General features: G+C 73.9%; 23 protein-coding genes and 2 riboswitches. Of the genes, 9 read left to right on the top strand and 14 right to left on the bottom strand.

All coding sequences use genetic code 11. The annotated features are described in order from the left end of the window. The first annotated feature begins 83 nt into the window (after nucleotides 1-83). Both cobM and FHX40_RS21755 read left to right on the top strand, forming a co-directional pair. Nucleotides 84-839 (top strand): precorrin-4 C(11)-methyltransferase, encoded by a 756-nt coding sequence (gene cobM, locus FHX40_RS21760; RefSeq protein ID WP_142261335.1) that lies wholly within the window; start codon nucleotides 84-86, stop codon nucleotides 837-839. Further along, nucleotides 824-1,558 carry a cobalt-precorrin-6A reductase gene (locus FHX40_RS21755; protein ID WP_142261334.1) on the top strand — a complete coding sequence of 245 codons (735 nt, stop codon included), beginning with the start codon at nucleotides 824-826 and terminating at the stop codon, nucleotides 1,556-1,558. Before cobM ends, FHX40_RS21755 begins: the two co-directional genes overlap by 16 nt. Nucleotides 1,559-2,164: 606 nt before the next feature. On the opposite strand, the gene FHX40_RS21750 is transcribed toward FHX40_RS21755, so the two are convergent. The 3 genes from FHX40_RS21750 to FHX40_RS21740 all read right to left on the bottom strand — a co-directional run bounded on the left by FHX40_RS21750 (nucleotide 2,165) and on the right by FHX40_RS21740 (nucleotide 3,575). Continuing rightward, the gene (locus tag FHX40_RS21750; protein ID WP_142261333.1) at nucleotides 2,165-2,515 is read right to left on the bottom strand and encodes a beta/gamma crystallin domain-containing protein; all 351 of its coding nucleotides are present in this window, start codon (nucleotides 2,513-2,515) and stop codon (nucleotides 2,165-2,167) included. Between the two features lie 67 nt (nucleotides 2,516-2,582). After that, nucleotides 2,583-2,972: a hypothetical protein gene (locus FHX40_RS21745; protein ID WP_142261332.1), complete on the bottom strand. Its 390-nt coding sequence runs from the start codon at nucleotides 2,970-2,972 to the stop codon at nucleotides 2,583-2,585. A gap of 6 nt (nucleotides 2,973-2,978) precedes the next feature. Then, on the bottom strand, nucleotides 2,979-3,575 hold the full coding sequence (locus FHX40_RS21740; RefSeq protein ID WP_142261331.1) for an ATP-binding protein: 597 nt from the start codon (nucleotides 3,573-3,575) through the stop codon (nucleotides 2,979-2,981). 178 nt (nucleotides 3,576-3,753) lie between these two features. Here FHX40_RS21740 and FHX40_RS21735 point away from each other — a divergent pair, with 178 nt between their 5' ends. Together FHX40_RS21735 and FHX40_RS21730 are read left to right on the top strand one after the other, a co-directional pair. Next, nucleotides 3,754-5,181 carry a helix-turn-helix domain-containing protein gene (locus FHX40_RS21735; protein ID WP_229788496.1) on the top strand — a complete coding sequence of 476 codons (1,428 nt, stop codon included), beginning with the start codon at nucleotides 3,754-3,756 and terminating at the stop codon, nucleotides 5,179-5,181. Then, nucleotides 5,162-5,719, top strand: coding sequence for a GNAT family N-acetyltransferase (locus FHX40_RS21730; protein ID WP_142261329.1), 558 nt, complete (start codon nucleotides 5,162-5,164; stop codon nucleotides 5,717-5,719). The genes FHX40_RS21735 and FHX40_RS21730 overlap by 20 nt, the downstream gene beginning before the upstream one ends. Nucleotides 5,720-6,807: 1,088 nt before the next feature. Here the strand turns inward: FHX40_RS21730 and FHX40_RS21720 are convergent. Next, nucleotides 6,808-7,389, bottom strand: a complete 582-nt coding sequence (locus tag FHX40_RS21720; protein WP_211350349.1) for a DUF488 domain-containing protein — start codon at nucleotides 7,387-7,389, stop codon at nucleotides 6,808-6,810. A 238-nt stretch (nucleotides 7,390-7,627) separates the two neighbouring features. Between FHX40_RS21720 and FHX40_RS21715 the strand changes: the two genes are divergently transcribed. Further along, the gene (locus tag FHX40_RS21715) at nucleotides 7,628-7,780 is read left to right on the top strand and encodes a hypothetical protein (protein ID WP_189136161.1); all 153 of its coding nucleotides are present in this window, start codon (nucleotides 7,628-7,630) and stop codon (nucleotides 7,778-7,780) included. Here the strand turns inward: FHX40_RS21715 and FHX40_RS21710 are convergent. Further along, the gene (locus tag FHX40_RS21710; protein WP_142261327.1) at nucleotides 7,771-9,252 is read right to left on the bottom strand and encodes a precorrin-2 C(20)-methyltransferase; all 1,482 of its coding nucleotides are present in this window, start codon (nucleotides 9,250-9,252) and stop codon (nucleotides 7,771-7,773) included. The two genes, FHX40_RS21715 and FHX40_RS21710, sit on opposite strands and share 10 nt — an antisense overlap. A gap of 55 nt (nucleotides 9,253-9,307) precedes the next feature. Then, nucleotides 9,308-12,901, bottom strand: coding sequence for a cobaltochelatase subunit CobN (cobN, locus tag FHX40_RS21705; protein ID WP_142261326.1), 3,594 nt, complete (start codon nucleotides 12,899-12,901; stop codon nucleotides 9,308-9,310). 57 nt (nucleotides 12,902-12,958) lie between these two features. Beyond that, nucleotides 12,959-13,080: riboswitch (cobalamin riboswitch) on the bottom strand. 58 nt (nucleotides 13,081-13,138) lie between these two features. Between cobN and FHX40_RS21700 the strand changes: the two genes are divergently transcribed. Continuing rightward, nucleotides 13,139-14,248 carry a precorrin-3B synthase gene (locus FHX40_RS21700; RefSeq protein ID WP_142261325.1) on the top strand — a complete coding sequence of 370 codons (1,110 nt, stop codon included), beginning with the start codon at nucleotides 13,139-13,141 and terminating at the stop codon, nucleotides 14,246-14,248. After that, entirely contained in the window at nucleotides 14,245-14,886 is a 642-nt protein-coding gene (locus tag FHX40_RS21695) for a precorrin-8X methylmutase (protein WP_142261324.1), read from the top strand. Before FHX40_RS21700 ends, FHX40_RS21695 begins: the two co-directional genes overlap by 4 nt. A 172-nt stretch (nucleotides 14,887-15,058) precedes the next feature. Here FHX40_RS21695 and FHX40_RS21690 read toward each other — a convergent pair whose 3' ends face one another. The 6 genes from FHX40_RS21690 to FHX40_RS21665 form a co-directional block, all read right to left on the bottom strand. After that, entirely contained in the window at nucleotides 15,059-15,322 is a 264-nt protein-coding gene (locus FHX40_RS21690) for a cell division protein SepF (protein WP_142261323.1), read from the bottom strand. A 420-nt stretch (nucleotides 15,323-15,742) separates the two neighbouring features. Further along, nucleotides 15,743-17,107 carry a cobyrinic acid a,c-diamide synthase CobB gene (locus FHX40_RS21685; protein WP_142261951.1) on the bottom strand — a complete coding sequence of 455 codons (1,365 nt, stop codon included), beginning with the start codon at nucleotides 17,105-17,107 and terminating at the stop codon, nucleotides 15,743-15,745. Between the two features lie 53 nt (nucleotides 17,108-17,160). Beyond that, nucleotides 17,161-17,763, bottom strand: a complete 603-nt coding sequence (gene cobO, locus FHX40_RS21680) for a cob(I)yrinic acid a,c-diamide adenosyltransferase (protein ID WP_142261322.1) — start codon at nucleotides 17,761-17,763, stop codon at nucleotides 17,161-17,163. Nucleotide 17,764: 1 nt separating this feature from the next. After that, the gene (locus FHX40_RS21675) at nucleotides 17,765-19,837 is read right to left on the bottom strand and encodes a putative cobaltochelatase (protein ID WP_142261321.1); all 2,073 of its coding nucleotides are present in this window, start codon (nucleotides 19,835-19,837) and stop codon (nucleotides 17,765-17,767) included. 172 nt (nucleotides 19,838-20,009) lie between these two features. Then, on the bottom strand, nucleotides 20,010-20,789 hold the full coding sequence (locus FHX40_RS21670; protein WP_013132724.1) for a CbtA family protein: 780 nt from the start codon (nucleotides 20,787-20,789) through the stop codon (nucleotides 20,010-20,012). A gap of 9 nt (nucleotides 20,790-20,798) precedes the next feature. After that, the gene (locus FHX40_RS21665; RefSeq protein ID WP_041431547.1) at nucleotides 20,799-21,011 is read right to left on the bottom strand and encodes a CbtB domain-containing protein; all 213 of its coding nucleotides are present in this window, start codon (nucleotides 21,009-21,011) and stop codon (nucleotides 20,799-20,801) included. Between the two features lie 3 nt (nucleotides 21,012-21,014). Continuing rightward, a riboswitch (adenosylcobalamin (AdoCbl) riboswitch) is annotated at nucleotides 21,015-21,163 on the bottom strand. 179 nt (nucleotides 21,164-21,342) lie between these two features. Here FHX40_RS21665 and FHX40_RS21660 point away from each other — a divergent pair. Both FHX40_RS21660 and FHX40_RS21655 read left to right on the top strand, forming a co-directional pair. Next, nucleotides 21,343-21,546 (top strand): hypothetical protein, encoded by a 204-nt coding sequence (locus tag FHX40_RS21660; RefSeq protein WP_142261320.1) that lies wholly within the window; start codon nucleotides 21,343-21,345, stop codon nucleotides 21,544-21,546. A 207-nt stretch (nucleotides 21,547-21,753) separates the two neighbouring features. Further along, the gene (locus tag FHX40_RS21655) at nucleotides 21,754-22,956 is read left to right on the top strand and encodes a cytochrome P450 (RefSeq protein ID WP_142261319.1); all 1,203 of its coding nucleotides are present in this window, start codon (nucleotides 21,754-21,756) and stop codon (nucleotides 22,954-22,956) included. On the opposite strand, the gene FHX40_RS21650 is transcribed toward FHX40_RS21655, so the two are convergent. Together FHX40_RS21650 and FHX40_RS21645 are read right to left on the bottom strand one after the other, a co-directional pair. Then, complete coding sequence (locus FHX40_RS21650; protein WP_142261318.1) at nucleotides 22,957-23,376, bottom strand: rhodanese-like domain-containing protein; 420 nt, start codon at nucleotides 23,374-23,376, stop codon at nucleotides 22,957-22,959. Continuing rightward, complete coding sequence (locus FHX40_RS21645; protein WP_142261317.1) at nucleotides 23,373-23,825, bottom strand: cysteine dioxygenase; 453 nt, start codon at nucleotides 23,823-23,825, stop codon at nucleotides 23,373-23,375. The genes FHX40_RS21650 and FHX40_RS21645 overlap by 4 nt, the downstream gene beginning before the upstream one ends. Between the last annotated feature and the right edge of the window lie 269 nt (nucleotides 23,826-24,094).

Here is a 24,094-nt window from a genome sequence, read left to right as displayed (position 1 = left end):
GGTCGCCGAATCGACCAGGGCGACGCCGGCGCATCGAGGCGGCGGACCGTCGTCGTGCGGGCGAGAACCGGGGAGGGCGGACCGTGACCGTGTACTTCATCGGCGCCGGCCCCGGCGCCGCCGACCTGATCACCGTGCGCGGCCTGCGGCTGCTGCGGTCCGCGCCGGTCTGCCTGTACGCGGGCTCGCTCGTGCCGCGCGAGCTGCTCGACGACTGCCCGCCGGGCGCCCGCCTGGTCGACACCGCGAACCTCACCCTCGACCAGATCATCGACGAGATCGCCGCCGCGCACGCCCGCGGCCAGGACGTCGCCCGCCTGCACTCCGGCGACCCGTCGATCTTCAGCGCGATCGCCGAGCAGATGCGCCGCCTGGACGAGATCGGCGTGCCGTACGAGATCGTCCCGGGCGTCCCGGCCTTCGCCGCCGCCGCGGCCGCGCTGCGCCGCGAGCTGACCGTGCCCGGCGTCGCCCAGACCGTGATCCTCACCCGCACCGCCGCCCGCGCCACGCCGATGCCCCCGGGCGAGGACCTCGCCACGCTCGGCGCGAGCCGGTCCACGATGGTGCTTCATCTGGCGGTGCAGCGCATCGACGCCGTGGTGGCCGAGCTGCTGCCGAACTACGGCCCGGACTGCCCGGTCGCCGTGGTCGCGTACGCCTCCCGCGACGACGAGCTGATCCTGCGCGGCACCCTCGCCGACATCGCCGCCAAGGTACGCGAGGCGGGCGTGCGCCGTACCGCGGTGATCATCGTCGGCTGCGCCCTCACCGCCGCCGGGTTCCCCGACAGCCACCTCTACAGCGCCGCCCGGGAGCGCCCGTGCGCCGGATCCTGATCCTCGGCGGCACGGCCGAGGCCCGCGCCCTCGCCGACGCCCTCGTCGCCCACGGCGTCCACGTGATCACCTCGCTCGCCGGCCGCGTGGCGAACCCGCGCCTCCCGTCCGGCGAGGTACGGCAGGGCGGCTTCGGCGGCCCGGACGGCCTCGCCGCCTGGCTGCGCGCCGAGCGCATCGACGCGCTGGTCGACGCCACCCACCCGTTCGCCGCGCGCATGACCGCCTCCGCCGCGGAGGCCGCCGCCCGCACCGGCGTCCCCCTGCTCGTGCTGCGCCGCCCCGGCTGGCGGGAAGGCCCCGGCGACCGCTGGGAACGGGTGCCCTCGCAGGCCGAGGCCGCCGCCCGCCTCACCCCCGGCAGCCGTGTCTTCCTCACCACCGGCCGCCGCAGCCTGCCGGTCTTCACCCCGCGGACCGACGTCTGGTTCCTCGCCCGCTCGGTCGACCCGCCCGAGCCGCCCGTCCCGCCGAACGTCGAGGTCGTCCTCGACCGTGGCCCGTTCACCGTCGAGAACGAACGCGCCCTGATCCGCCGGCACCGCCTCGACACCCTGGTCACCAAGGACAGCGGCGGCCCCATGACCACGGCCAAGCTCACCGCGGCCCGGGAGCTCGGCCTGCGCGTGCTCATGGTTGACCGCCCGGCCCTGCCCCCGGGCGTCCCCGCGGTGGACACCGTCGAGGCCGCCCTCGCCTGGGCGATCGAACGGCGGTAGGGACGACCTCCGCTACCGGCCGCGCCGCGGCCGCCGGCCGGGCGGGAAGTGGCAGGCGCCAAGCCGGCCGTGCCGTGAGGCTTTCATCGCCGGCCGGAGTCTCGTGCCCGACAAAGGTGCGGCGATCGGTCATGCCGCGCCGCAGCAGCGATACAACCAGGCATCTCAGGCTTCCGGCGTCCGTCGTTCGTGCCGTCGGCCCGAAGATCATTTCTGTTCACCTCACCCGGTGTTCCGGAGCGGTTGATCGCGGACTCCGGCGAGGAGGAGGGTATGACGATCGCGGTGCCGTCGGCTCGCGTACTCCCTGGTATTTCACGCGGGGAGGGCGGCGGCCCCATCCGTGACGGCGATGGCCACTGCGGCTTTCGTGACCGCGCGGCCGGGGTGGCTTTCGTGACGGGGCGGTCGTGCCGTACCGGGGTCGGCGATCACGTGATCACTTCCCGCACGATCGTGCCTCGGCGCCCGCCGCTTCGGCGAGGTACGGCAGGGCGGGCGGTGGCATGACCGCACGCAAGCGGCGACGGCACCGGCGGTCGCTGTGACGCCGGTGCCGTCCTCCTCCGCCGACCGGCGGACGTCGCGAGATCGCGGAGAACGTGCTCAGAGAATCGTGACGCTCCGGACGTGCGGCGGCCGGTTCGGGAAGTTCACCACCCTCCAGCGCTTGATGCGGACTCGCGCGCCGTTGTAGTCGAGGTATTCGATGTCGTTGTTTCCGGTGGAGATCTGATCCACCCACAGGTCGACATGTGCCGTACCGCCGTTGGCGAAGCACATTTGGACCTTGCGATTGGATATGGGGGTACGGCCCATGATTCTCAGGTAGTCGTTCGAGTTGCAGGGGACCGTGTCGATGGCATAGGCCGGTACGGCCGGCAGGGTCGTCGCGAACACCGCGGCGAAGGCGGCCGCGCCGATCGCGGCCCGGGTGAGGTTCCTGACCTTGGACATCCCTGTTCTCCTCCTGTTTTCGTGCGGCAGGGAAACAGCGCCCGGTCATGGTGTGTTTCCGTGCGGCTCATTGCCGGGCCGTACCGAAGGATCGGGACGACGCGATGGGGATGGGCTGTCGGCTGAAGCGGCCCGACAAAAATTCACGTGTTCGATCGACCATGCCGCGCTGCACATCCATGAAAACAGCCGCCCGCATGGCCGTCAACGGATCGCGCTTTGATTTTTTAGCGGTGCGGGAATTCTCTGTTTTTTGGCGATCGGTATTGTTGTGGCCGATGGATGTGGCGATCGCCTCCTTGGCGCCGTTGGCGCAAATAAATACGAATTTGAATTGGTTGCCGACGGTCGGCGGGCCATCCCCGGCGCGCGGTGTCGCGAGGACGGGCCGGCCCGCGGAAGCGGGCGACCCTGGCGAGGCCGGGTCCGGGGAGGCGTCGCCGCGGATGCCCGGCACACGGGGTCAGGCGGCGGGGATGGCGGCCCACACCCACTTCCCGCCGGTCACCGGACGGCGGTACCCCCAGCGCCGGGCCACGTCGTTGACCAGCCAGAGCCCGCGCCCGCCGGTGTCGTCGAGATCCGGTGTCATCATGCGCGGCGGTTCGCGGTTGGGGTCCCACACCTCGATCACCACGTCGTGGAGTGACCGGTACAGGCCGATCCAGATGGTGCCGTTCGCGTGCGGGATGGCGGGTGAGGGGTCGGCCTCCCGGGTGCCGGGTGGCGCCCATCCGGCCGCCTTGATCGCGTTCGTCACCAGTTCGCTCGCCACGAGCCGGACGGTGTCCGCGAGCCTCGCCAGGTCCCACGCGGCCAGCATCCGGGAGACATGGCAACGCGCGAGCGAGGGGGCGAGCGGGGTGACCGGCAACTTCAGGTAACCGGGACGGACGGGAAGGATCCGGGCGGCGTTCGTTTCATGGAGAACGCGAGAGTAAGTTTTCATTTCTTGTTTTTCATCCCGTTTGTCGATCAGGTTGTGTTCGCCGTGTAGCGGTGCCTTCCCGGCCGCGTGACGCTCGCCGAGCAGGTGACCCGTTCCGTCGCCGTCGCTCACGTGGTCGTCCTCCCTGACACGCCGTGTTTCCGCAGGTAGCCAACCAGCGGTACGGGGGTGACTCCAGAGCGGTTTTGTGGCATCGAATGTGGCGGAAATGCGGCATCGTCGGCGGTGTCCAGGGCATATTCATGATCTGGCCTTTACCGTCGCGAGGGTGAGGGCTGGGGTGAGGATTGTGCATCTTAAGCGGGTTCGATTTATTCGTCGGCGGAAAGCCGTCGGCCTGACCCAGGAGGATCTCGCCGACGCCCTGCACGTCGAACGCTCCACCGTCGGCCGCTGGGAACGGGCCGAGACCGAGCCGCAACCGTGGCTGCGCCCCCGGCTCGCCGCGCTGCTGAAGGTCACCGCCGACGAGCTGGAGGCCCTGCTCGCCGACGTCGTACCGGTGCCCGGCAGGGCGGACGACCGCCTGGTGCACTCCTCGGTGCCGCTGGACTTCTCGCTGACCGACGACCACACCGTGCGCATCCTGGAGGGCTTCTCCGCGTACGACATCGCGTCCCGGCGGCAGGTGGTCGCCGGACTGGCGGTGCTCAGCGGATCCGCCTTGCTGCAGCCGATCCGGCAATGGGTGGCGGGCCTACCCGTGACGCCCGCGCCGGCCGATCCCACGCCGGAGGCGATCACCGAGCTGGAACAGGCGATCGTGCTGTTCCGCCGCTGGGACGCGTCCGGCGCGGGTGGACTGCGGCGAAAGGCGGTCGTCGGGCAGCTGAACGCGGTCACCGAGAGCCTGACCGAGCGGCACGACCCCGAGACCACCCGGCGGCTGTTCCACGCGGCCGCCGAGCTCGCCCAGCTCGCCGGGTGGATGGCGTACGACCAAGGGCTGCACGGCATGGCGCAGCGCTACTACGTGCTCGCCCTGCACGCCTGCCGGGAGGCCGCGGCCCCGGCGCTGGGCGCGAAGATCATCGGCGACATGACCCAGCTCTCCACGGCGCTGGGCAACCACACCGACAGCCTCAACCTCACCCGTGCCGCGCTGTACGGCCTGCCGCACAGCGCCGATGACCGGGTCGGCGACGCGGTACGCGCCGAGCTGCTGGGGCTGGAGGCCCGCGCCTACGCCCACCTCGGCGAACGCGAGGCGGGCAACGCCGTACGCAGCGCCGAGGCGTGCGTGGAGGTCTGGCAGGAGGCGCGCGGCGAACCCCGCCCGGACTGGCTGCACTACCTCGATCAGGCCGAGGTCGACTGCCTGGCGGCCAACGTCCACATCGAGCTGGCCCTCGCGAGCGACGAGCCGCGGCGGTGGCGGCGCTTCGCCGCGCTGGCCGAGCGGCACACGCTGAACGCGCGGGCCGCCCGGGTCGCGGGCTACACCCGCAGCCGCGTCCTCGACGAGATGCGCCTGGCGAGGGTACGGCTCGCCCAGCGCGAGCCCGCGGAGGCGGCGGCCGTGGCCTGCGACGCTTTGCGGCTCGCCGAAGGGGCGCGATCATCGCTGGCGGTGGACTGGTTCGTGCGTTTCGACGCCGCGCTGGCCGGCCGTCACCCGGGCTGCCGCGAGGCCGCGGCGTTCCACGAACGGCTGCGCGACTACCTGCGGCGGGCCGCGCCACAGAGGGAGCGGGAGATTGTCCGAGCCGGAGTTTGAGACGGTCGACGGCGAGCGTGCCGCCGACCTGGTGGAGGAGCTCGCGGCGGTGTACCGCGAGGTGTACGGCGAGCCGCCGTACCGGTGGGGTGCCGAGCACGAGCGGCTGTTCCGCGAGCGCTTCGACGTCCAGCGCCGCCAGGAGGGTTTCCGCCTCGTCACCGCGCGGGCGGACGGGCGCCTGGTGGGCTTCGGCTTCGGGGTGACGCTGCGCCCGGCCACCCCGTGGTGGCGCGACCTGCTGACCCCGCTGCCCGCCGAGGTCACCACCGAGCGGCCCGGCCGTACCTTCGCGCTGGTCGAGCTGCTGGTCCGCGCGCCCTGGCGACGCCGCCACGTGGCCGAGCGCATCCACGACACGCTGCTCGCCGACCGGACCGAGGAGCGCGCCACGCTCACCGTGCTCCCCGCCGCGGCGCCCGCGCTCGCCGCGTACCGGAAGTGGGGCTGGCGCAAGGTGGCGGAGAAACGCAACCCGCTGCCCGGGGCGCCGGTGTTCATGGTGATGGTGCGCGATCTGGCCGCCCCAGGCACCTGATCTGCCGCCGCCGGCTCGGCATCCCCATCACCTCGACCGCTCCACCCCACCCTCGGCGTCCCCTGCACCGGCGGAGCCGTTCTCACCTAGACCCTCGGCGGGTCCAGACCTTTCCCGGTCGTACCGGCCGACCAGAGCCGTCACAAGAAATCCCTTTCAATCAGTCGTCAGTATTTGTCGTTAATGGAATCCTTCTGATGGTTTTCGGCTCTGGTGTCGGCTGCTGAACTTGGCGCTCTACGGGGCACTTTGTTCGAGCTGGGACGTAACAGGCATTTGGCGGTTGCTTTAGTTCGGCAATAGGGGGACGATGAGTTCGATGCCGCGTGAAGATCATTCGCCATAGGGCGTAGGCGTATCGGGAGCCTCTGGTGTCACAGCTTTCCTTATTCGCCCCAGATCCGGACGCGGTGCCGGAGAAGCCGCTAGGCGATCACGTTGAGCGAATGACACTCCTGGTCGTAGTGAAGGCCGCTCCGAACCCATCTCAAACCTATGGTGAGACGGTGTGTGTCGCCGCACTCAGGATTGATCCGGGTACGTCAGGATGGATCCGTCTTTATCCGATCAACTTCCGCGCTTTGGAGGATCCCCAGGCGTTCCGCAAGTATGAAATCATCACCGTAGAGGCGAAACCTGCTACCCAGGACTCGAGACCGGAAAGCTGGAGGCCGAACATCGGCTCGTTAACCAGGGGCCGTTATCTCAGCACCTGGGAAAAACGAGTGCCGTGGATCAGCGACTACATCGAGGACTCGATGTGTCACTTGCTCCAGGAGGTACGAGAGAATCCGGCGGCTCGGTCCTTGGCGGCCATTCGTCCGGCCGAGGTCGATGATCTGATCATCGAGCGGCACCCGGGCTGGACCCCGGAGGAGACGGCGAAGATCGAAGCATACGTGCGTCAGCTCGACCTCTTCGATCAGGGGCCGCGCAGGCCTCTGGAGGCGCCCCGGTTCAAGGCCTGGTACCGCTACCGTTGCCATGCGCCCGCATGTCCCGGTCACAGGCAAGGGCTGCTCGACTGGGAGTTCGTGGCCCACCAGAGGAACATGGGAAACCGCGACGATGCGGAGATCTGCGCAGAGCTACGCAAGCGTTGGCTGGAGCACATGTGCGGTGCCGACCGTGACACCGCTTTCTACGTGGGTAACCAGGCCAAGCGGAGGCACGTCTTCAGCGTGCTTGGGGTCTTCTATCCCAGCAGGGCATAGATCGCCGTTCCGGCCCGACGCCGCGAGTCGGTCCAGCACGCGTTCCAGGACCACCTGCCGGTGGCATCGATGCTCGTCGGCTTCGAAGCACAGCACACCGGTGAGGCCGGTGAGCGCTTTCTCGGCGATCAGATCGATGGCGGCGAACGCATCAGGGTGATTGATGAGTTCGCGGTAGACGGCGAGGGCCTGTGCGAGCTCCGCCTGTGAGCCGGCGAAGCCGGGACGATTCCACTTGGGATTACCGAGCACCGCCAGGTGAATATAGTCGATGCCGTTGGCGGCCAACGCGTCCGCCAGTCGACGTTTGCTGAATCCCGGTTTCCGGGATATAGGGGTAAGGCGGACGTCGACCAGTGTGCGCAACCCGTCACCGAGCATCCGGTTTATGAATGTGTCGAGATCGCTGCCTTGATAGCCGATCCCCACGATCCGGCAGTGCTGACGGGAAGCCATGTCCCTACCCTCTCATGCGCTAGATCGTCCGGCGGCGGTTGACTTCTAGAACCCTAGCGGAGGCTTGTAACCGTAGCGATGGGTGGGGTCGACGCAGCGAAGAGTGTGCAAAAACGTGCCCATGAGGGGTGATCGGCCCTGATGTCAGTTTTTGGAATGCTGACACACTTTTGAGTCTGCCCCTCAGAGTGGTGAAGACGATCTCAGCGTCTGGACGGGGAGAAACGGGACGCCGACCGTGCTCCCCGTCGCGGCGCCCGCGCTCGCCGCGTACCGGAAGTGGGGCCGGCGCAAGGTGGCGGAGAAACGCAACCCGCTGCCCGGGGCGCCGGTGTTCATGGTGATGGTGCGCGATCTGGGCGCCCCGGGCGGGCGGGGTGGTCAGGGGTAGCGGCGCGGGGTGTAGACGGTGCCCTGCTTGGTGACGCGGGTGGTCGACGAGCCGATGATGAGGAGGCAGCGCATGTCGACCGTGGCCGGGTCGAGGTCGGCGAGGGTGGTGACCGTGAGGCTTTCCTCCGGGCCGCCGACGTCGCGGCCGATCACGACCGGGGTGTCCGGGGCGCGGTGTTGCAGGAGCAGGTCGCGGGCGGCGGGGAGTTGCCAGGTGCGGTGGCGGGAGGCCGGGTTGTAGATGGCGATGACCAGGTCGGCGCGGGCGGCGGCGGTGAGGCGGGCGGCGATGACCTCCCACGGCTTGAGCAGGTCGGACAGGGACAGTACGCAGAAGTCGTGGCCGAGCGGGGCGCCGGCGCGGGCGGCGACGGCCTGGGCGGCGGTGATGCCGGGGACGACGCGGACCGGCACGTCGGGGTAGTCCTCGGCGGCCTCGAGCACCGCGCTCGCCATGGCGAACACGCCGGGGTCGCCGGAGGAGACGACCGCGACGCGCCGGCCCTCGCGGGCGAGCTCGAAGGCGTGCCGGGCCCGCTCGGCCTCGACGCGGTTGCCGGTGGGGTGGCGGCGCTGGCGCGGGTTGGGTGGCACCCGGTCGAGGTACGGGCGGTAGCCGACGAGGTCGGTGGCGGTGGCGAGGGCGTCCTGCGCCTCGGGGGTGAGCCAGGGGCGCCCGGCCGGGCCGAGGCCGACCACGACCACCTCGGGCGCGACCCCCGCCGTACGCGGCGGTTCGGGCGGGACGGTGCCGCCGCCCGGCCCGGCGAGCAGGGCGAGCGAGAAGTACGGCACGCCGTCCGGGTCGACGTCCCGCAAGGGGGCCACCCGCTCGCCGGCCATCGTCGCCCGTTCCACGTACCAGGCGTCGTCGAGCCGCCCGGCCGCGGCGAACGCGTCCCGCACCTTCGCAAAGGTACGGCCCAGCTTGAGCACGGCCGCGGCGTCGCTGCGGCGCAGCCGGTCGGCGAGCTCGCCGGCGGGCAGCGTGCCGGGCAGCACGGTGAGGATCTCGTCGCGTTCCACCAGCGGGCGGCCCAGCACGGCGGTCGCGGCCGACACCGAGGTGACCCCGGGCACCACGGTGGCCGGGTAGCGGTGCGCGAGCCGCTTGTGCAGGTGCATGTAGGAGCCGTAGAAGAGCGGGTCGCCCTCGCACAGCACGACCACGGTGCGGCCCGCGTCCAGGTGGGCGGCGAGCCGGGCGGTGCACTCGGCGTAGAAGTCGTCGAGCGCGCCCTGGTAGCCGCCCGGATGGCCGGTGGTCTCGGTGGTGACCGGGTAGAGCAGCGGCTCCTCGATCTGCCCCGCCCGCAGGTACGGCTCCGCGATCGAGCGGGCGATGCTGCGCCCGTGCCGGGCCGCGTGGTAGGCGATCACGTCGGCCTCGCCGATCAGCCGGGCGGCCTTCACCGTGATCAGCTCGGGGTCGCCGGGGCCGAGGCCGACTCCGTACAGACGTCCGGTCATGGTGCTCACCTGGGGTCCTTGGTGCGTGGGGCGGGGAAGACAGGGGGAAGGCGGCTCAGCGGCCGGTGGCGTCCTCGAGGTCGCCCTCGGTCTCGAGGAAGACCCGGCGCACGCCCTCGAGGATCCCGGCGTCCGGGTTCGCCCACATGCCGCGCTCGGCGGCCTCGAGCAGGCGCTCGGCGATGCCGTGCAGCGCCCACGGGTTCGACTTGGCCATGAACGCCCGGTTCTCCGGGTCGAGCACGTAGGCCGCGGCGATCCGGTCGTACATCCAGTCGGCGACCACCCCGGTGGTCGCGTCGTAGCCGAACAGGTAGTCGACGGTGGCGGCGAGCTCGAACGCCCCCTTGTAGCCGTGCGCGCGCATCGCCGCGAGCCAGCGCGGGTTCACCACCCGGGCGCGGAAGATCCGCGCGGTCTCCTCGGCGAGGGTGCGGGTGCGTACCGCGTCCGGCCGGGTGGTGTCGCCGAGGTACGCCGCGGGGGAGCGGCCGGTGAGCGCGCGGACCGCGGCGACCATGCCGCCGTGGTACTGGAAGTAGTCGTCGGAGTCGGCGATGTCGTGCTCGCGCACGTCGATGTTCTTCACCGCGACCGCGATCCTGCGGTACGCGTTCTCCATGTCCTGCCGGGCGGGCACGCCGTCGAGGTCACGGCCGTACGCGTGGCCGCCCCACACCGCGTACACCTCGGCGAGGTCGGCGTCGCCCCGCCAGTTGCGGCTGTCGATGAGCGGCAGCAGCCCGGCCCCGTACGCGCCCGGCGCCGGGCCGAAGATCCGCATCGTGGCCCGCCGCCGGTCGCCCCGGTCGTAGGCCCGCACGTGGGCGCGCACGTAGTTCTGCTCGTCCGGCTCGTCGAGCTCGGCCACGAGCCGGACCGCGTCGTCGAGCATCGCCACCACGTGCGGGAACGCGTCCCGGAAGAACCCGCTGATCCGCATGGTGACGTCGATCCGGGGCCGGCCGAGCTCGGCGAGCGGGATCGGCTCCAGCCCGGTCACCCGGCGGGACGCCTCGTCCCACTCCGGCCGCACCCCGAGCAGCGCGAGCACCTCGGCCACGTCGTCCCCGGCGGTGCGCATCGCGCTCGTGCCCCACATCGACAGCCCGACCGAGCGCGGCCAGGCGCCGTGCTCGGCCCGGTACCGCTCGAGCAGCGACCGCGCCATCGCCTGCCCGGTCTCCCAGGCGAGCCGGCTCGGCACCGCCCGCGGGTCGACGGCGTAGAAGTTGCGGCCGGTCGGCAGCACGTTCACCAGCCCGCGCAGCGGCGACCCGCTCGGCCCGGCCGGGACGTAGCCGCCGTCGAGCGCGTGCAGCACGTTGCCGATCTCGTCGGTGGTACGGCACAGCCGCGGCACCACCTCGGTCGCGGCGAAGGCGAGGATGTTCGCCACGGTCTCGCGGCGGTCGGCGTCGGCGTCCGGCAGCAGCGCCGCGGCCACCTCGGGCGCGGCGGCCGCGTCCCAGCCGCGCTCCTCCATCGCCTCGACCAGCGCGCGGGCGGCCGCCTCGGCCGCGTCCACCTCGGCCCGGCCCGCCGTACCGTCCTCGGCGAGGCCGAGCGCCTCGCGCAGCCCGGGGAGCGCGTGGCGGCCCGCCCACATCTGGCGGGCGCGCAGGATGGCGAGCACGAGGTTCACCCGGTCGGCGCCCTCCGGGGCCTGGCCGAGCACGTGCAGGCCGTCGCGGATCTGGGCGTCCTTCACCTCGCACAGCCAGCCGTCGACCTGGAGCAGGAACTCGTCGAACTCGGCGTCGTGCGGCCGGTCCGCGACCCCGAGGTCGTGGTCGAGCCGGGCGGCCCGGATGAGCGTCCAGATCTGGGCGCGCACCGCGGGCAGCTTCGCCGGGTCCATCGCGGCGACCGTGGCGTGCTCGTCGAGGAGCTGTTCGAGCCGGGCGATGTCGCCGTACGTCTCGGCGCGGGCCATCGGCGGCACGAGGTGGTCGACGAGCACGGCGTGCGCCCGCCGTTTGGCCTGGGTGCCCTCGCCGGGGTCGTTGACGAGGAACGGGTAGATCAGCGGCAGGTCGCCGAGGGCGGCGTCGGTGGCGCACGAGGCGGAGAGCGCGGCCGACTTGCCGGGCAGCCACTCCAGGTTGCCGTGCTTGCCCACGTGCACGATCGCGTGCGCGCCGAACTCGTCGGCGATCCACCGGTACGCGGCGAGGTAGTGGTGGCCGGGCGGCAGCTCGGGGTCGTGGTAGATCGCGATCGGGTTCTCGCCGAAGCCGCGCGGCGGCTGCACCATCACCACGACGTTCCCGGCGCGCAGCGCGGCGAGCACGATGTCCCCGTCGTGCACGAACAGCTCGCCGGGCGGCGGCCCCCAGTGCCGCTCGACCGCGTCGCGCAGGTCGGCGGGGAGGGTGGCGAACCAGCGGGCGTAGGCCGCGCCGGAGATCCGCACCGGGTTGCCCGCGAGGTGCTCCTCGGTGAGCCAGTCGGGGTCCTGGCCGCCCGCGGCGATCAGGGCGTGCATGAGCGCGTCCCCGTCCTGCCCGGCCACGCCGGGGAAGCCCTCTCCGAGGTCGTAGCCCGCCTCGGCGAGCCGGGCGAGCAGCCGTACCGTGCTCGCCGGGGTGTCGAGGCCGACCGCGTTGCCGAGCCGGGCGTGCTTGGTCGGGTACGCCGACAGCATGACCACGATCCGCCGCTCGGCGGGTGGGGTACGGCGGAGCCGGCCGTGCCGTACCGCGATGCCGGCGACCCGGGCGGCGCGCTCCGGGTCGGCCACGTAGCCGGGCAGGCCGTCGGCGTCGAACTCCTTGAACGAGAACGGCACCGTGATGATCCGCCCGTCGAACTCGGGGATCGCCACCTGCGAGGCGGCGTCGAGCGGGGAGAGGCCGTCGTCGCTCTCCGCCCAGGCGCGGCGGCTCGTGGTGAGGCAGAGCGCCTGCAGGATCGGCACGTCGAGCCCGGCGAGCGCGCCCACGTCCCAGGCCTCGTCGTCGCCGCCCGCGCCCGCCAGCGCGGGCCGGGTGCCGCCCGCCGCGAGCACGGTGGCCACGAGCACGTCGGCCGCGCGCAGCGTCTCGATCAGCGCGGGCTCGGCGGCCCGCAGCGACGAGCAGTACACCGGCAGCGGGCGGCCGCCCGCGTCCTCGATCGCCCGGCACAGCGCCTCGACGAACGCGGTGTTCCCGGCCACGTGGTGGGCCCGGTAGTAGAGCACGCCGACCACCGGCCCGTCGCCGCCCCCGCGGGTCTCGCGCTCGAGCACGCCCCAGGCGGGGGTGGGCCGCGGGGGCGCGAAGCCGTACCCGGTGAGCAGGACCGTGTCGCACAGGAACGCGTGCAGCTCGGCGAGGTTGGCCGGCCCGCCGTGGGCGAGGTACGCGTGCGCCTCGGCGCACACCCCGCCGCTGACCGTGGACAGCTCCATCAGCTCCGCGTCGGGCACCTGTTCGCCGCCGAGCACCACCACCGGGCGCGGCCCGGCGAGCAGCGCGTCGAGCCCGTCCTCCCAGGCCCGCCGCCCGCCGAGCAGGCGCACCACCACGAGGTCGGTGCCGTCCACCAGATCGGGCAGGTCGTCGACGGAGAGCCGTGCGGGGTTGCCGAGCCGGTAGGGCTTGCCGCTCGCGCGGGCGCTGAGCAGATCGGTGTCCGACGTGGACAGCAGCAGAACGACGGGCACGCCGAAAAACCTCCCTCGGGGTCCTCGCCCCCGTGTCGCGGGTGTCACGACGGCCGGAGTCTCCTGGCTCCCGGATCGACGCTCGCCCCGGCCTTCCCACCCGGACGGGCAGTGGCCGTAGCTGGGGTTCGCTCCCCGGTGACAGTGGCGGGACCGCGCCGGATTCGCACCGGCTTCCTCCGTACCGTCGCCTGGCCCTCAGCCTACGACGGCAAGATCCGGCGTACCATCCATCCCGTGCCGAAGCCCGACGCTCCCAGACGAACCCGCCCCGACGCCTGTCCGGGGGCGCTGCAGGTGCACGAGGCCGCCGACGGGCCGCTCGCCCGGGTCCGGCTGCCCGGCGGCGTGATCCGGGCCGACCGGCTGCGGGTGCTCGCCGACTGCGCGGCCACCCTCGGCAACGGCGTCATCGAGCTCACCTCGCGCGGGAACGTGCAGGTCCGCGGCCTGGCCGGGACAGCCCCGGGGCCGGACGCGGTGCCGGCGGCCGAGGCGTTCGCCGCGCGCATCGCCGCCGCGGGGCTGCTGCCGTCGACCACGCACGAGCGGGTGCGCAACATCGTGGCCTCGCCGTTCGGCGACCGGGACCTGGTCGACGCGCTCGACCGTGAGCTGTGCGCGCGCCCCGGGCTGGCGCGGCTGCCCGGGCGGTTCCTGTTCTCGATCGGGGACCTGGGGCTGGAGGCGGACGTCACGTACGCCGAGGGCCGCCTGCTGCTCGCCGGGCGGGACGCCGGGATCGGCGTGCCGCCGGAGCGGGCCGTGGCGGCCATGCTCGACGCGGCCGAGGCGTTCCTGCGGCTGCGCACCACCGAGTGGCGGATCGCCGAGCTCGCCGACGGCCCGGCGCGGATCGCCGCCGCGCTCGGCGGGGCCGCCGGGGAGGTACGGCCCGCCCCGCCGCAGCCGCGTGAGCCCGGCGTGGTCGCCCAGCCGTCGGGCGGGCTCGCCGTACAGGCCCTCGTGCCGCTGGCGCGGCTCACCCCCGAGCAGGCGCACGCGATCGCCGGTCTCGCCGCCGAGGTGCGGTTCACGCCGTGGCGCACGGTCGTGGTCCGGGACGTGGCCGACCCCGAGCGGGTACGGCACGGCCTGGCGGCGGCCGGGCTCGTCACCGATCCGCGCTCGCCCTGGGTGGGGGTGACCGCGTGCACCGGGCTGCCCGGCTGCACCCGGGCGCTCGCCGACGTGCGCGCGGACGCGACCGCGTGGGTGCGCGCACAGAGCGCGCCCGCGGCCGTGCCGGTGCACTGGTCCGGGTGTGAGCGCCGCTGCGGGCTGCCGCGCGGCCGGGTGCGGCAGATGGTGGCCACCGCCGACGGCTATCGGGAGGAGGGGCCGTGACCGGGTTCGCCGGGCCGCCGTTCGACTACATCCGGGACGGGGCCGAGATCTACCGGCGGTCGTTCGCGACGATCCGCGCCGAGGCGGACCTGGACGGCCTGCCGCCCGAGGTGGCCCAGGTCGCGGTGCGGATGATCCACGCGTGCGGGATGACCGACCTCGTCCGGGACCTGGCCTGGTCGCCGCAGGTGGTGACCCGGGCGCGGGCGGCGTTGCGGGCGGGCGCGCCGGTGCTGTGCGACGCCGAGATGGTCGCCTCCGGGATCACGCGGCGGCGGCTCCCCGCGGACAACGAGGTCGTCTGCACGCTCAACGACCCGCGGGTACCCGAGCTCGCCGAGCGCCTCGGCACGACCCGCAGCGCCGCCGCGCTGGAGCTGTGGCGGGACCGGCTGGAGGGCTCGGTGGTGGCGATCGGCAACGCGCCGACCGCGCTGTTCCGCCTGCTCGAGCTGGTGGCCGAGGGGGCGGGCCGTCCGGCTGCGGTGCTCGGCATCCCGGTCGGCTTCGTCGGCGCGGCCGAGTCGAAGCTCGCGCTCACCCGGAGCGGCCTCGACCACCTGGTGGTGCACGGCCGCCGCGGCGGGAGCGCGATCACCGCCGCGGCCGTCAACGCCATCGCCTGCGAACGTGAGTGAGCCGCGCCCGTGCCGTACGGCACGCGTCGGCGGCGGGGGAGGGCGCTCGGCCGCGTTCACCGGCGGGCCGGATGAAACGTCCTTGTCGGAGCGGTCGCTAATCGGTGCGCCGCGCGTGCGGCGGTGTGCCGGTGGCCGGTGCGGAGGCCGGAGGCGGCAGGCGGCATCTGCGTCAGTCCGCGATGTGGGCGAGGTCCGGGATGTGCGCGGCGGCGATCCGCGGTTTCGCCGGTGGCTGGAGCAGGAACACCTTCCGCTCGAGCCGTTCCATGTCGCCGCCCCGCCCGTACACCAGCCCGGCGCAGAAGTCCACGAGTGGCCTGGCCTCGTCGTCAGGGAGGTGTGAGACGTCCATGACGACCGGGACACCGCTGCGGAAGAAGTGCCCCACGTAGAAGGCGTCGTTGTAGTCCTTGGGCCGCAGCTTCTTGATCACGGGTAGGTCTTTCGTGTCGCAAGGTCACCTGGGATGGCTCCCCGGCATGCGGGCACCGGGGATTCGACGTGTGCCGCGCATGCGGCACTTCCTGCGTCACCGACACCGATGCGGTCAGGTCTCGCAGGCCTTCGAGCCGTGCGGCTCCATGCCGGCCTGCCCGGTGGCACCTGACACGGCAGTGCTGGAGATGGTATCGAGCATTGGATCACGTTGCTGGCGAAATGGACCTTTGACGCCGTCTTTCCGGTAAGTGAATCCGTTTCGTTTCCGGTCGGTGATCCGAGGGGCCGGCCGGTGCGGGTGACGCCGGGCGGCGGCGGCGCGGGCGTCGCCGCCCCGCCGGTGCGGCCGTCTCCGTACGGCACGGGCCGCGCGCCCGGCCGGCGAGGAAGCAGCGGGTCTCTCGTCGTGCGGCCGTCAGGAGAGGTGGCGAGCCCGCCCGGCAGGCCGGCGGCGGCCGGCGGCGGAGACCAGCCGGTGCGCCAGGATCGGTGCTCCGGCCCAGTGGAGATGCAGGTAGGTGGCGGTGAGGCGGGCGTCGCCGAAGCCGTCCGTGCCGCCGTCCCAGCGCAGCAGCGGGTCGGGCACGCGGTCCACGACGGTGCGGTGGAACTCGTGGCCGCGGAGGCGTTCGCCCGCGCGGGTGAGCAGGGAGTCGCGGCGGGCCACCGCCTCCCGGTAGCCGAGGGTGAGCCGGTCCGTCATCCGCGCCACGGCCGGGATGCGGCCGCACATGCGCCGCCCGTCGAGCTCCCGGCACAGGTAGAGCAGCCCGGCGCACTCCGCGGCGATCGGCCCGTCGAACGCGGCCAGCCGCGCGCGCAGCCGCTCGTTCGCCGCGAGCCGGTCCGCGTACACCTCGGGGAAGCCGCCGCCGAGCACGACCGCGGCCGTGCCCTCGGGCAGCGCCTCGTCCCGGAGCGGGTCGAAGGCCGCGACCTCGGCCCCGGCGGCGCGCAGCAGCTCCACGTGCTCGGCGTAGCCGAAGGTGAAGGCGGGCCCGCCCGCCACCGCCACGACCGTCCCGGGGTACGGCCCGGCCGCCGGATCCGCCGCCTCCCGCCGGGCCTGGGCGATCGCCTCGGCCGGGTCCCATGCGGCGGCGGCGAGCGGGGGAGCGGTGCGGGCGAGCCGGACGATCGCGTCGAGGTCGCAGAAGCGGGCCACCAGCTCGCCCATGCGCCGCACCGCGTCGGCCGCGGACGCGCCGCGCTCGGCCGCGGGGATGAGGCCGAGGTGCCGGGACGGGGTGGCCACGGCCTCGTCCCGCCGGATCGCCCCCAGCACCGGGTGGCCGTCGAGCGCCTCCCGGCACAGCTGTTCGTGCCGGTCCGAGCCGATCCGGTTGAGGATCACGCCGCCGAGCCGTACCCGGGGGTCGAAGGTGGCGAACCCGTGCACCACCGCCGCCACCGAGCGGCCCGCCCGGGAGGCGTCGACGACGAGCACGACCGGGGCGTCGAGCAGCCGGGCCACGTGGGCGGTCGAGGCGAAGTCGCCGCCCGCGTGCCCGTCGAACAGCCCCATCACGCCCTCGACCACCGCGATGTCGCAGCCGCGCGCCCCGTGCCGGAACAGCGGCGCGACCAGGTCCTCGCCCACCAGCCAGGGGTCGAGGTTGCGGCCCGGCCGCCCGGTGGCGACCGCGTGGTAGCCGGGGTCGATGTAGTCGGGGCCCACCTTGTGCGGGGACACCCGCAGGCCGTGTGCGTGCAGGGCGGCCATGAGCCCGGTCGCCACCGTGGTCTTGCCCGCGCCCGAGGACGGCGCGGCGATCACCAGCCGCGGCACGGCGGCCACCCCGGTACGGCGAGCCGCCGCGGCCTCCGGCGGGCCTACCACTCGATGCCCTTCTGGCCCTTCTGCCCGGAGTCCATGGGATGGCGGACCTTGCCCATCTCGGTCACCAGGTCGGCCGCCTCGATCAGCCGCTCCGGCGCGTTCCGCCCGGTGATCACCACGTGCTGGTACCCGGGCCGACTCCGCAGCGTCTCCAGCACGTCGTCGAGGGCCACCCAGCCCCAGGCCAGCGGATAGGTGAACTCGTCGAGCACGTAGAACCGGTACGTCTCGGCGGCCAGATCCCGCCGGACCTGCTCCCAGCCCTCCCGCGCCTGGGCCGCGTGGTCGTGCTCGGTCCCGGACCGCCGCAGCCACGACCAGCCCTCGCCCATCTTGTGCCAGGCGACCGTGCCGCCCTCGCCGCTCTCGCCGAGCAGCCGCAGCGCCCGCTCCTCGCCGGTGCGCCACTTCGCCGACTTCACGAACTGGAACACCCCGATCGGCCACCCCTGGTTCCACGCCCGCAGCGCCATGCCGAACGCGGCCGTGGACTTCCCCTTGCCGGGGCCGGTGTGCACGATCACCAGCGGCCGGTTCCGCCGCTGCCGGGTGGTGAGCCCGTCGTCCGGGATCACCGGTGGCCTTCCCTGTGGCACCTCACACCGCCTTCGCGTGGGCTCGCCGGGCGCGCACCGCCGCGCCCAGGCCGGACAGCGCGTCGAGGGGGAGCACGGTGGCCCCGAGCCGGGCGGCGAGGCCGGCCGCCAGGCCGAGCCGTACCGGGCCGGTCTCGCAGTCGACGACCACGCACGCCGTGCCGTACAGCAGGCGGGCGGCGCGGTCGGCGGCCTCGCCGTCGGTGGCGCGGCCGTCGGTGACGAGCACGACCAGCGGGCGCCGGGCCGGGTCGCGCAGCCGTTCCACCCGCAGCACCTCGGCCGCCTTGGTCAGGCCCGCGGCGAGCGGGGTACGGCCGCCGGTGGCGAGGGCGCGCAGCCGGGCCGCCCCGGCCTCCACCGACGAGGTCGGCGGCAGCGCCACCTCGGCGGCGGCGCCGCGAAAGGTGACCAGGCCCACCTTGTCCCGCCGCTGGTAGGCGTCGAGCAGCAGGCTCAGCACCGCGGTCTTCACCGCGGTCATCCGCCGGCGCGCGCCCATCGACCCGCTCGCGTCGACCACGAACAGCACGAGGTTGCCCTCCCGGCCCTCCCGCACCACCTCGCGCAGGTCGCCGCGGCGCAGCAGCAGCCCGGGCCCGGTACGGCCACGCCGCCGCTGGTGCGGCGCCGCGGCGAGCAGCGTCGCGGGCACGTGCACGTCCCGGGCCGGGCCGCGCGGCACGCGGGCGCCGATGCCGCGGCCGTACCGGCCCCGGGAGCGCGACCGCCGCCCGGCCGCGCCCGCGCCGATCCCCGGCACGCGCAGCAGCGGCACCCGGTACGGCGCGGCCACCCCGGCCACCCGGCCGCCCGCGGCCGGGCCCGCCGCGCGTGCGGGCTCATCCTCGCCGTGGCCCGGCACCGCGCCGTCCCGCGGCCCGGCCGCCTCCGGGGCCGGGCCACCGCGCGGCGGGGCGCGGTCCGGCGGCGGGCCGGTGGGATCGGGCCGGTCGGGCGGGGACGCGCGGTGCGTGCCCGGCGGCCGGTCGCCCGCCCCGCCGCCGTCGCCGTCCGGCCCGCCGGACGGCCCGCCGCCCGAATCGTCCGGGGGTTCGTCGTCCGGCTCGGTCCGGCGGAGCAGCTCGTCGAGCAGGTCCTCGTCGAGGCCGGGCGCGTCGAACGGGTCGCGCCGCCGCCGGTGCGGCAGCGCCAGCCGGGCGGCCGTGCGCACGTCCGCGGCGGTGACCGTGTCCCGGCCGTGCCAGGCCGCGTGCGCGATCGCCGCGTTCGCGGTCACCAGGTCCGCGCGCAGCCCGTCCACTTCGAACGCCGCGCACACCGCCGCGATCTGCCGCAGCCGGGCGTCCGGCAGCCGCACGTGCGGGACGCGGTCCCGCGCCGCCGCGATCCGCCGGGCGAGGTGCGCCTCCTGCCCGGCCCACCGCGCCGCGAACCCCTCCGGGTCGGCCTCGAACGCGAGCCGCCGCCGCACCACCTCGGCCCGCTCGTCCGGGTCCCGGGAGGCCCGCACCTCGACGGTGAGCCCGAACCGGTCGAGCAGCTGCGGCCGCAGCTCGCCCTCCTCCGGGTTCATCGTGCCGACGAGCAGGAACCGGGCCGCGTGCCGGACCGACACCGAGTCCCGCTCGACGTGGCAGGTGCCGAGCGCGGCGGCGTCGAGCAGCAGGTCCACCAGGTGGTCGTGGAGCAGGTTCACCTCGTCGACGTAGAGCACGCCGCGGTGCGCCGCGGCGAGCAGGCCGGGCTCGAACGCCTTCACGCCCTCGGTGAGCGCCCGCTCCACGTCGAGCGAGCCGACCAGCCGGTCCTCGGAGGCGCCGACCGGCAGCTCGACGAGCGCGGCGGGCCGCCGCACCCGCGGCGCGCCGGGCTCGTGCGGCCCGTCCGGGCAGCCCGGATCCGGCGCGTCCGGGTCGCAGGCGAACCGGCACCCGGCGACCACGTCGACCGGCGGCAGCTGCGCGGCGAGCGCGCGCACGATCGTCGACTTGGCGGTGCCCTTCTCGCCGCGCACGAGCACCCCGCCGACCCGGGGCGAGACCGCGTTGAGCAGGAGCGCGAGCTTGAGGTCGTCGAGCCCGACGACGGCGCTGAACGGAAAGTTGATCATCGAACGCCTTTGCTCGGGGGACATGGGAGCCGGCGGCCGTCGCCGTCCGCGCCGGGGGCCCGGCGCGCCGCGCCGGCGGAGACCGGGGACCGGGCGGGCCGCGGCGCGGCCGGGAGCACACGGCGTCCGCGCGGTGGCCGCACGGGGCACGCGCCGGGGCGCGGCACGCGGTCTACCCGGCCGGGGCGACCGCCGCCCGCCGGGTGGCGCGCTCGGTGAGCAGGCCGAACAGCACGCCGAGCGCCGACCAGAACACCAGCTGCGTGCCGAGCGAGGCGAGCCGGAAGTCCCACAGCAACGTGGCCGGGAAGCCCTCGGGCACCTCGTCGACCGGCGGCAGCAGCAGCCACGCGGCGACCACCGGCACGAGGAAGGCGGTCACCGCGGCCGTCCAGCGCCGCCACGGATCGGGCCCGGCCCGGCGGGCCGTGCCCACCGCGACCGCGGTCGCGGCGAGCCCGACCAGCACCATCACCAGGTACAGCAGGGTGCGCTCGTCGATCGTGTCCGGATCGCCCACGGCGGGTGGGTTCGCCGGGTACTTCACGAACGGGACGAGGACGATCGCGAGGAACGCGGTCCCGGCCGCGACGATCGCGAGCAGGCCGTCGTTGCGCGGCCCGACGCGCCCCCGCAGCCCCGCGTACACCAGCGCGAAGATCCCGCCCACGGCGAGCCCGTAGAGCCCGGTGGCGAGGAACAGGCCGGCCTGCTGCACCGGCCGGCTCACCACGACTCCGGCACCGTGCGAGTGACCCGCCGCTCCGCCGTGGTCGTGACCGTGATCGTGACCGTGTGCCGTCGCGCCCTCCCCGGCCGCGGCGCCCGCCTCCTCCAGCACGATCGCGCGCTCCACGTGCGGCTCGCCGGCGAGGAAGGCGAACGCGCCCGCGAGGATCCCGGCCAGCAGGCCCACGAGCAGGCCCCTGGCCACCAGGGTGCGGATCGTCATGGGGTGCCCTCAGTGGCAGGGCACGCCGAGCAGGTGCCGGCCGTCGTGCATCAGCTCGTGCAGGAGCAGGCCCGCCCGGGAGACCGCTCCGTTGTCCATCAGCACCAGGTAGGCGAGGAGCAGCAGAACGGGGACGGCGAGCAGCCAGGGCCGCAGCCGTGCCAGGGGATAGGACGAGGGAACAGACGAGGGAATGGACGACGGAGCGGACAGATCGCTCACAAGTGCCTCCTTCTGGGATAACGCGCCCATACGGTGAGGTCCCACGACGGTTCAAGCGACCTGGCTCCCGGGATCGACGTCCCGGATACAGTGGCGCGTCCGCACCGGCCTCTCACCGGATTTCCCTTGAACCGCCGCGAACTCCCTCGAAACGTACCGTGGCCCGCAATCCCCGTCAACGTACGGCCCGGCCGTACCCGCGGGCGGGCACCCGCCGCCGGACCCGGTCATGGACCGGTCAGGGCCAGGTCAGACCGGCATGGGGGCGCGGCGACGCGGGCAGTGGTGCCCTCGGGCACGACACCGAGACGTGGCCGTGAGGGGAGGACCGGTGAGCGGTGCGAGGGACGGAAAGGGCCGCCGGGAGCCGCGCGAGCGGTCCCGGCCCGCGGACCCGGAGCCGGGCCCCGGGCACGTGAGCGCCGACGTGGAGTGGGTGGCCTCGGACGAGGACGATCCGGACGCCGGGTCCGGCCGGACCGACGCCGACGACGGCGGCTACCTGCCCGGGGAGGGCACCGGCCGCCCCTACTAGCGGGATGGCTGTCGCGACGGACAGTCACAAACCGCGCACGGTGCGGCGGCATGTCACCCGCCCGGCAGGTGTGAAGCGGCAGGTCTCGGGCATGCCGATGCCGGTTCGTCCTCGTCCGCCGCGGGCCCGATGCGGCCCGGCGCGCCGGTCGTCGCCGCCCGATCCCGGCGGCCCGCCGTACCTGCACGTCACAGACCTGGAGGCAGCGTGAGCGAGACCCGAATCGGCATACCGGACTACCCGTTCGCCAACCCGGCCCCGCTGGTGCCGCCGGAGGAGTGGGCCGAGCTGCGGCGGACCTGCCCGATCAGCAGGGTCCGGCTGCCCAGCGGGGACGAGGCGGTGCTGCTCACCCGCTACCGGGACGTCAAGCAGCTGCTGCTGGACCCGCGCTTCACCCGCACGCTGACGGCCGAGGACGCGGCGCGGATCAACGCCGAGGGCACGCTGTTCAGCATGCGCGACGCCGAGATCACTGGACCGTTCCACGCCGAGTGGCGGCGGCTGGTGGGCCGGGCGTTCACCGCCAAGCGGGTCGCCGAGCTGCGGCCCCGGCTGGAGGCGATGGCCGGGCACCTCATCGACGAGATGGTGCGCCAGGGCCCGCCCGCCGACCTGTGCGCGAAGCTCGCCTTCCCGCTCCCGGTGTGGGCGATCTGCGCCCTGCTCGGCGTGCCGGACGCCGACCGGGACCGGTTCCGGTACTGGTCCGACACGATGCTCAGCCTCACCCGGTACTCCCGGGCCGAGATCGACGCGGCCCAGGACGAGTTCACCGCATACATGAGCGCGCTCATCGCGGCGAAGCGGGCCGCGCCCGGCGACGATCTGATCAGCGACCTGCTCGAGATCGTCGGCACGCTCGACACCGGCCTCACCGAGCGCGTGCTGCTGCTCACCGCCCAGGGCCTGCTCGTGGCCGGGCACGAGACCACCACGAACATGATCGGCAAGATGGTGGCGATGCTGCTCGCCGACCGCCGCAGGTGGGAGGCCCTGCTCGCCGACCCGTCGCTGGTCCGCACCGCGGTGGAGGAGTCGCTGCGCTTCGATGCCAACCCCGGCTTCGGGCTGCCCCGGTACCTCGGCGAGGACGTCGAGGTGGGCGGCGTCACGCTGCCCGCGGGCACCACGGTGATCTGCAGCATGGGCGCGGCGAACCGGGACGAGGAGGAGTTCGACCGGGCCGACGAGATGGTGCTCGACCGCGCCCCGAACGCCCACATCGCGTTCGGCGTCGGCCCGTACTCCTGCCTCGGCCAGGCGCTCGCCCGGGCCGAGCTGCGCAGCGTGCTGCGCGAGCTGCTGCGCCGCCTGCCCACGCTCGAGCTCGCCGTACCGGTGGAGGAGCTCACCTACCGGCAGGGCCTGATCGTCGGCGGCCTGGAGCGGCTGCCGGTCCGCTGGTGATCAGGTCGCGGGTACGGCGGGCCGGGTGACCGGGAGCCCGGCCCGCCGCCAGGCGTGGAAGCCGCCGATCACGTCGGTGGCGCGGGTCAGCCCGAGCTCGTGCAGCGCGGCCGCGGCGAGGCTGGAGGTGTAGCCCTCCGAGCAGAGCACGATCACCTCGACGTCGTAGCCGGTCGCCTGCGGCAGCCGGGCCGCGCACTGCGGGTCGAACCGCCACTCGAGCACGTTGCGCTCGACCACGAGCGCGCCCGGCACCTCGCCCTCGGCGGCGCGCTGCGCGGCCGGGCGGATGTCGACGAGCACGGCGCCGTCGCGCACCCGGGCGTACGCCTCGGTGGGCGGCAGGCGGCGCAGCCGGCGGCGCCGGTCGGCGAGGATCTCGTCGATGGTGCGCGCGCCGGGCGGCCGGGGCGGGGTCACCACTGCTCCGCGCGTTCCTCGGCGACCTTGATCAGGCCGGACTCGGTGCGGTCGTAGCGGTTCATCAGGCTGAGCGGCGGCGAGTAGACGTGCACGCTCACCGCCGGGGCGTGCGACACGTTCCGCACGTCGTGGATGTGGTTCAGGCCGAACGCGCGCACGTCGCCGGGCGCGAGGTCGCGCTCGACGCGCAGGTCGTCCTCCTGGAGCGTGCCGAGGGCGACGGCGAACGCGCCCCGGGAGTAGCCGTGGTCGTGGAACCCGGTGGCCTGGCCGGGCATCCAGCTCAGCAGCCAGATCTCGTGCTCGGCGTCGACGTGGAGGCGCTCGTACCAGCGCTCCTCGACGCTGAGCCGTACCCGGTGGATCCACCGCGCAGGGTCGAGGGCGAGCGAGCGGGCCGTCTCGGCGAGCCGGTCGCGGGCGGGGGCGGTCGTGTACACGGTCACGGTTGCGGTCCTTCTGATCCTGTCGTCGGTTCGATGCCTACGGTCACGCGGAGACGGGCGCCGGACACAGCGCGCTCGCCTGACGCCGCAGGTCGACGGGCAGGTTTGACCAGGTCAGAAGTCCGGGACGCATGGCATCTAAGGATGGCCGCATATTCCCCACAAAGTCAACCTGAAAATCGGGGATGATCGTGATGGGTCCCGGGAGGCGAGGCGGTGACGGCGGGCGGCAGGGCCGTTGGCGGGTGTGGCCGGACGGACCGTGGTTC

Source organism: Thermopolyspora flexuosa (assembly GCF_006716785.1).
GTDB lineage: Bacteria > Actinomycetota > Actinomycetes > Streptosporangiales > Streptosporangiaceae > Thermopolyspora > Thermopolyspora flexuosa.
Note: the sequence above shows the minus strand (reverse complement) of the source record. Positions and strands in the feature narration are given on the sequence as shown.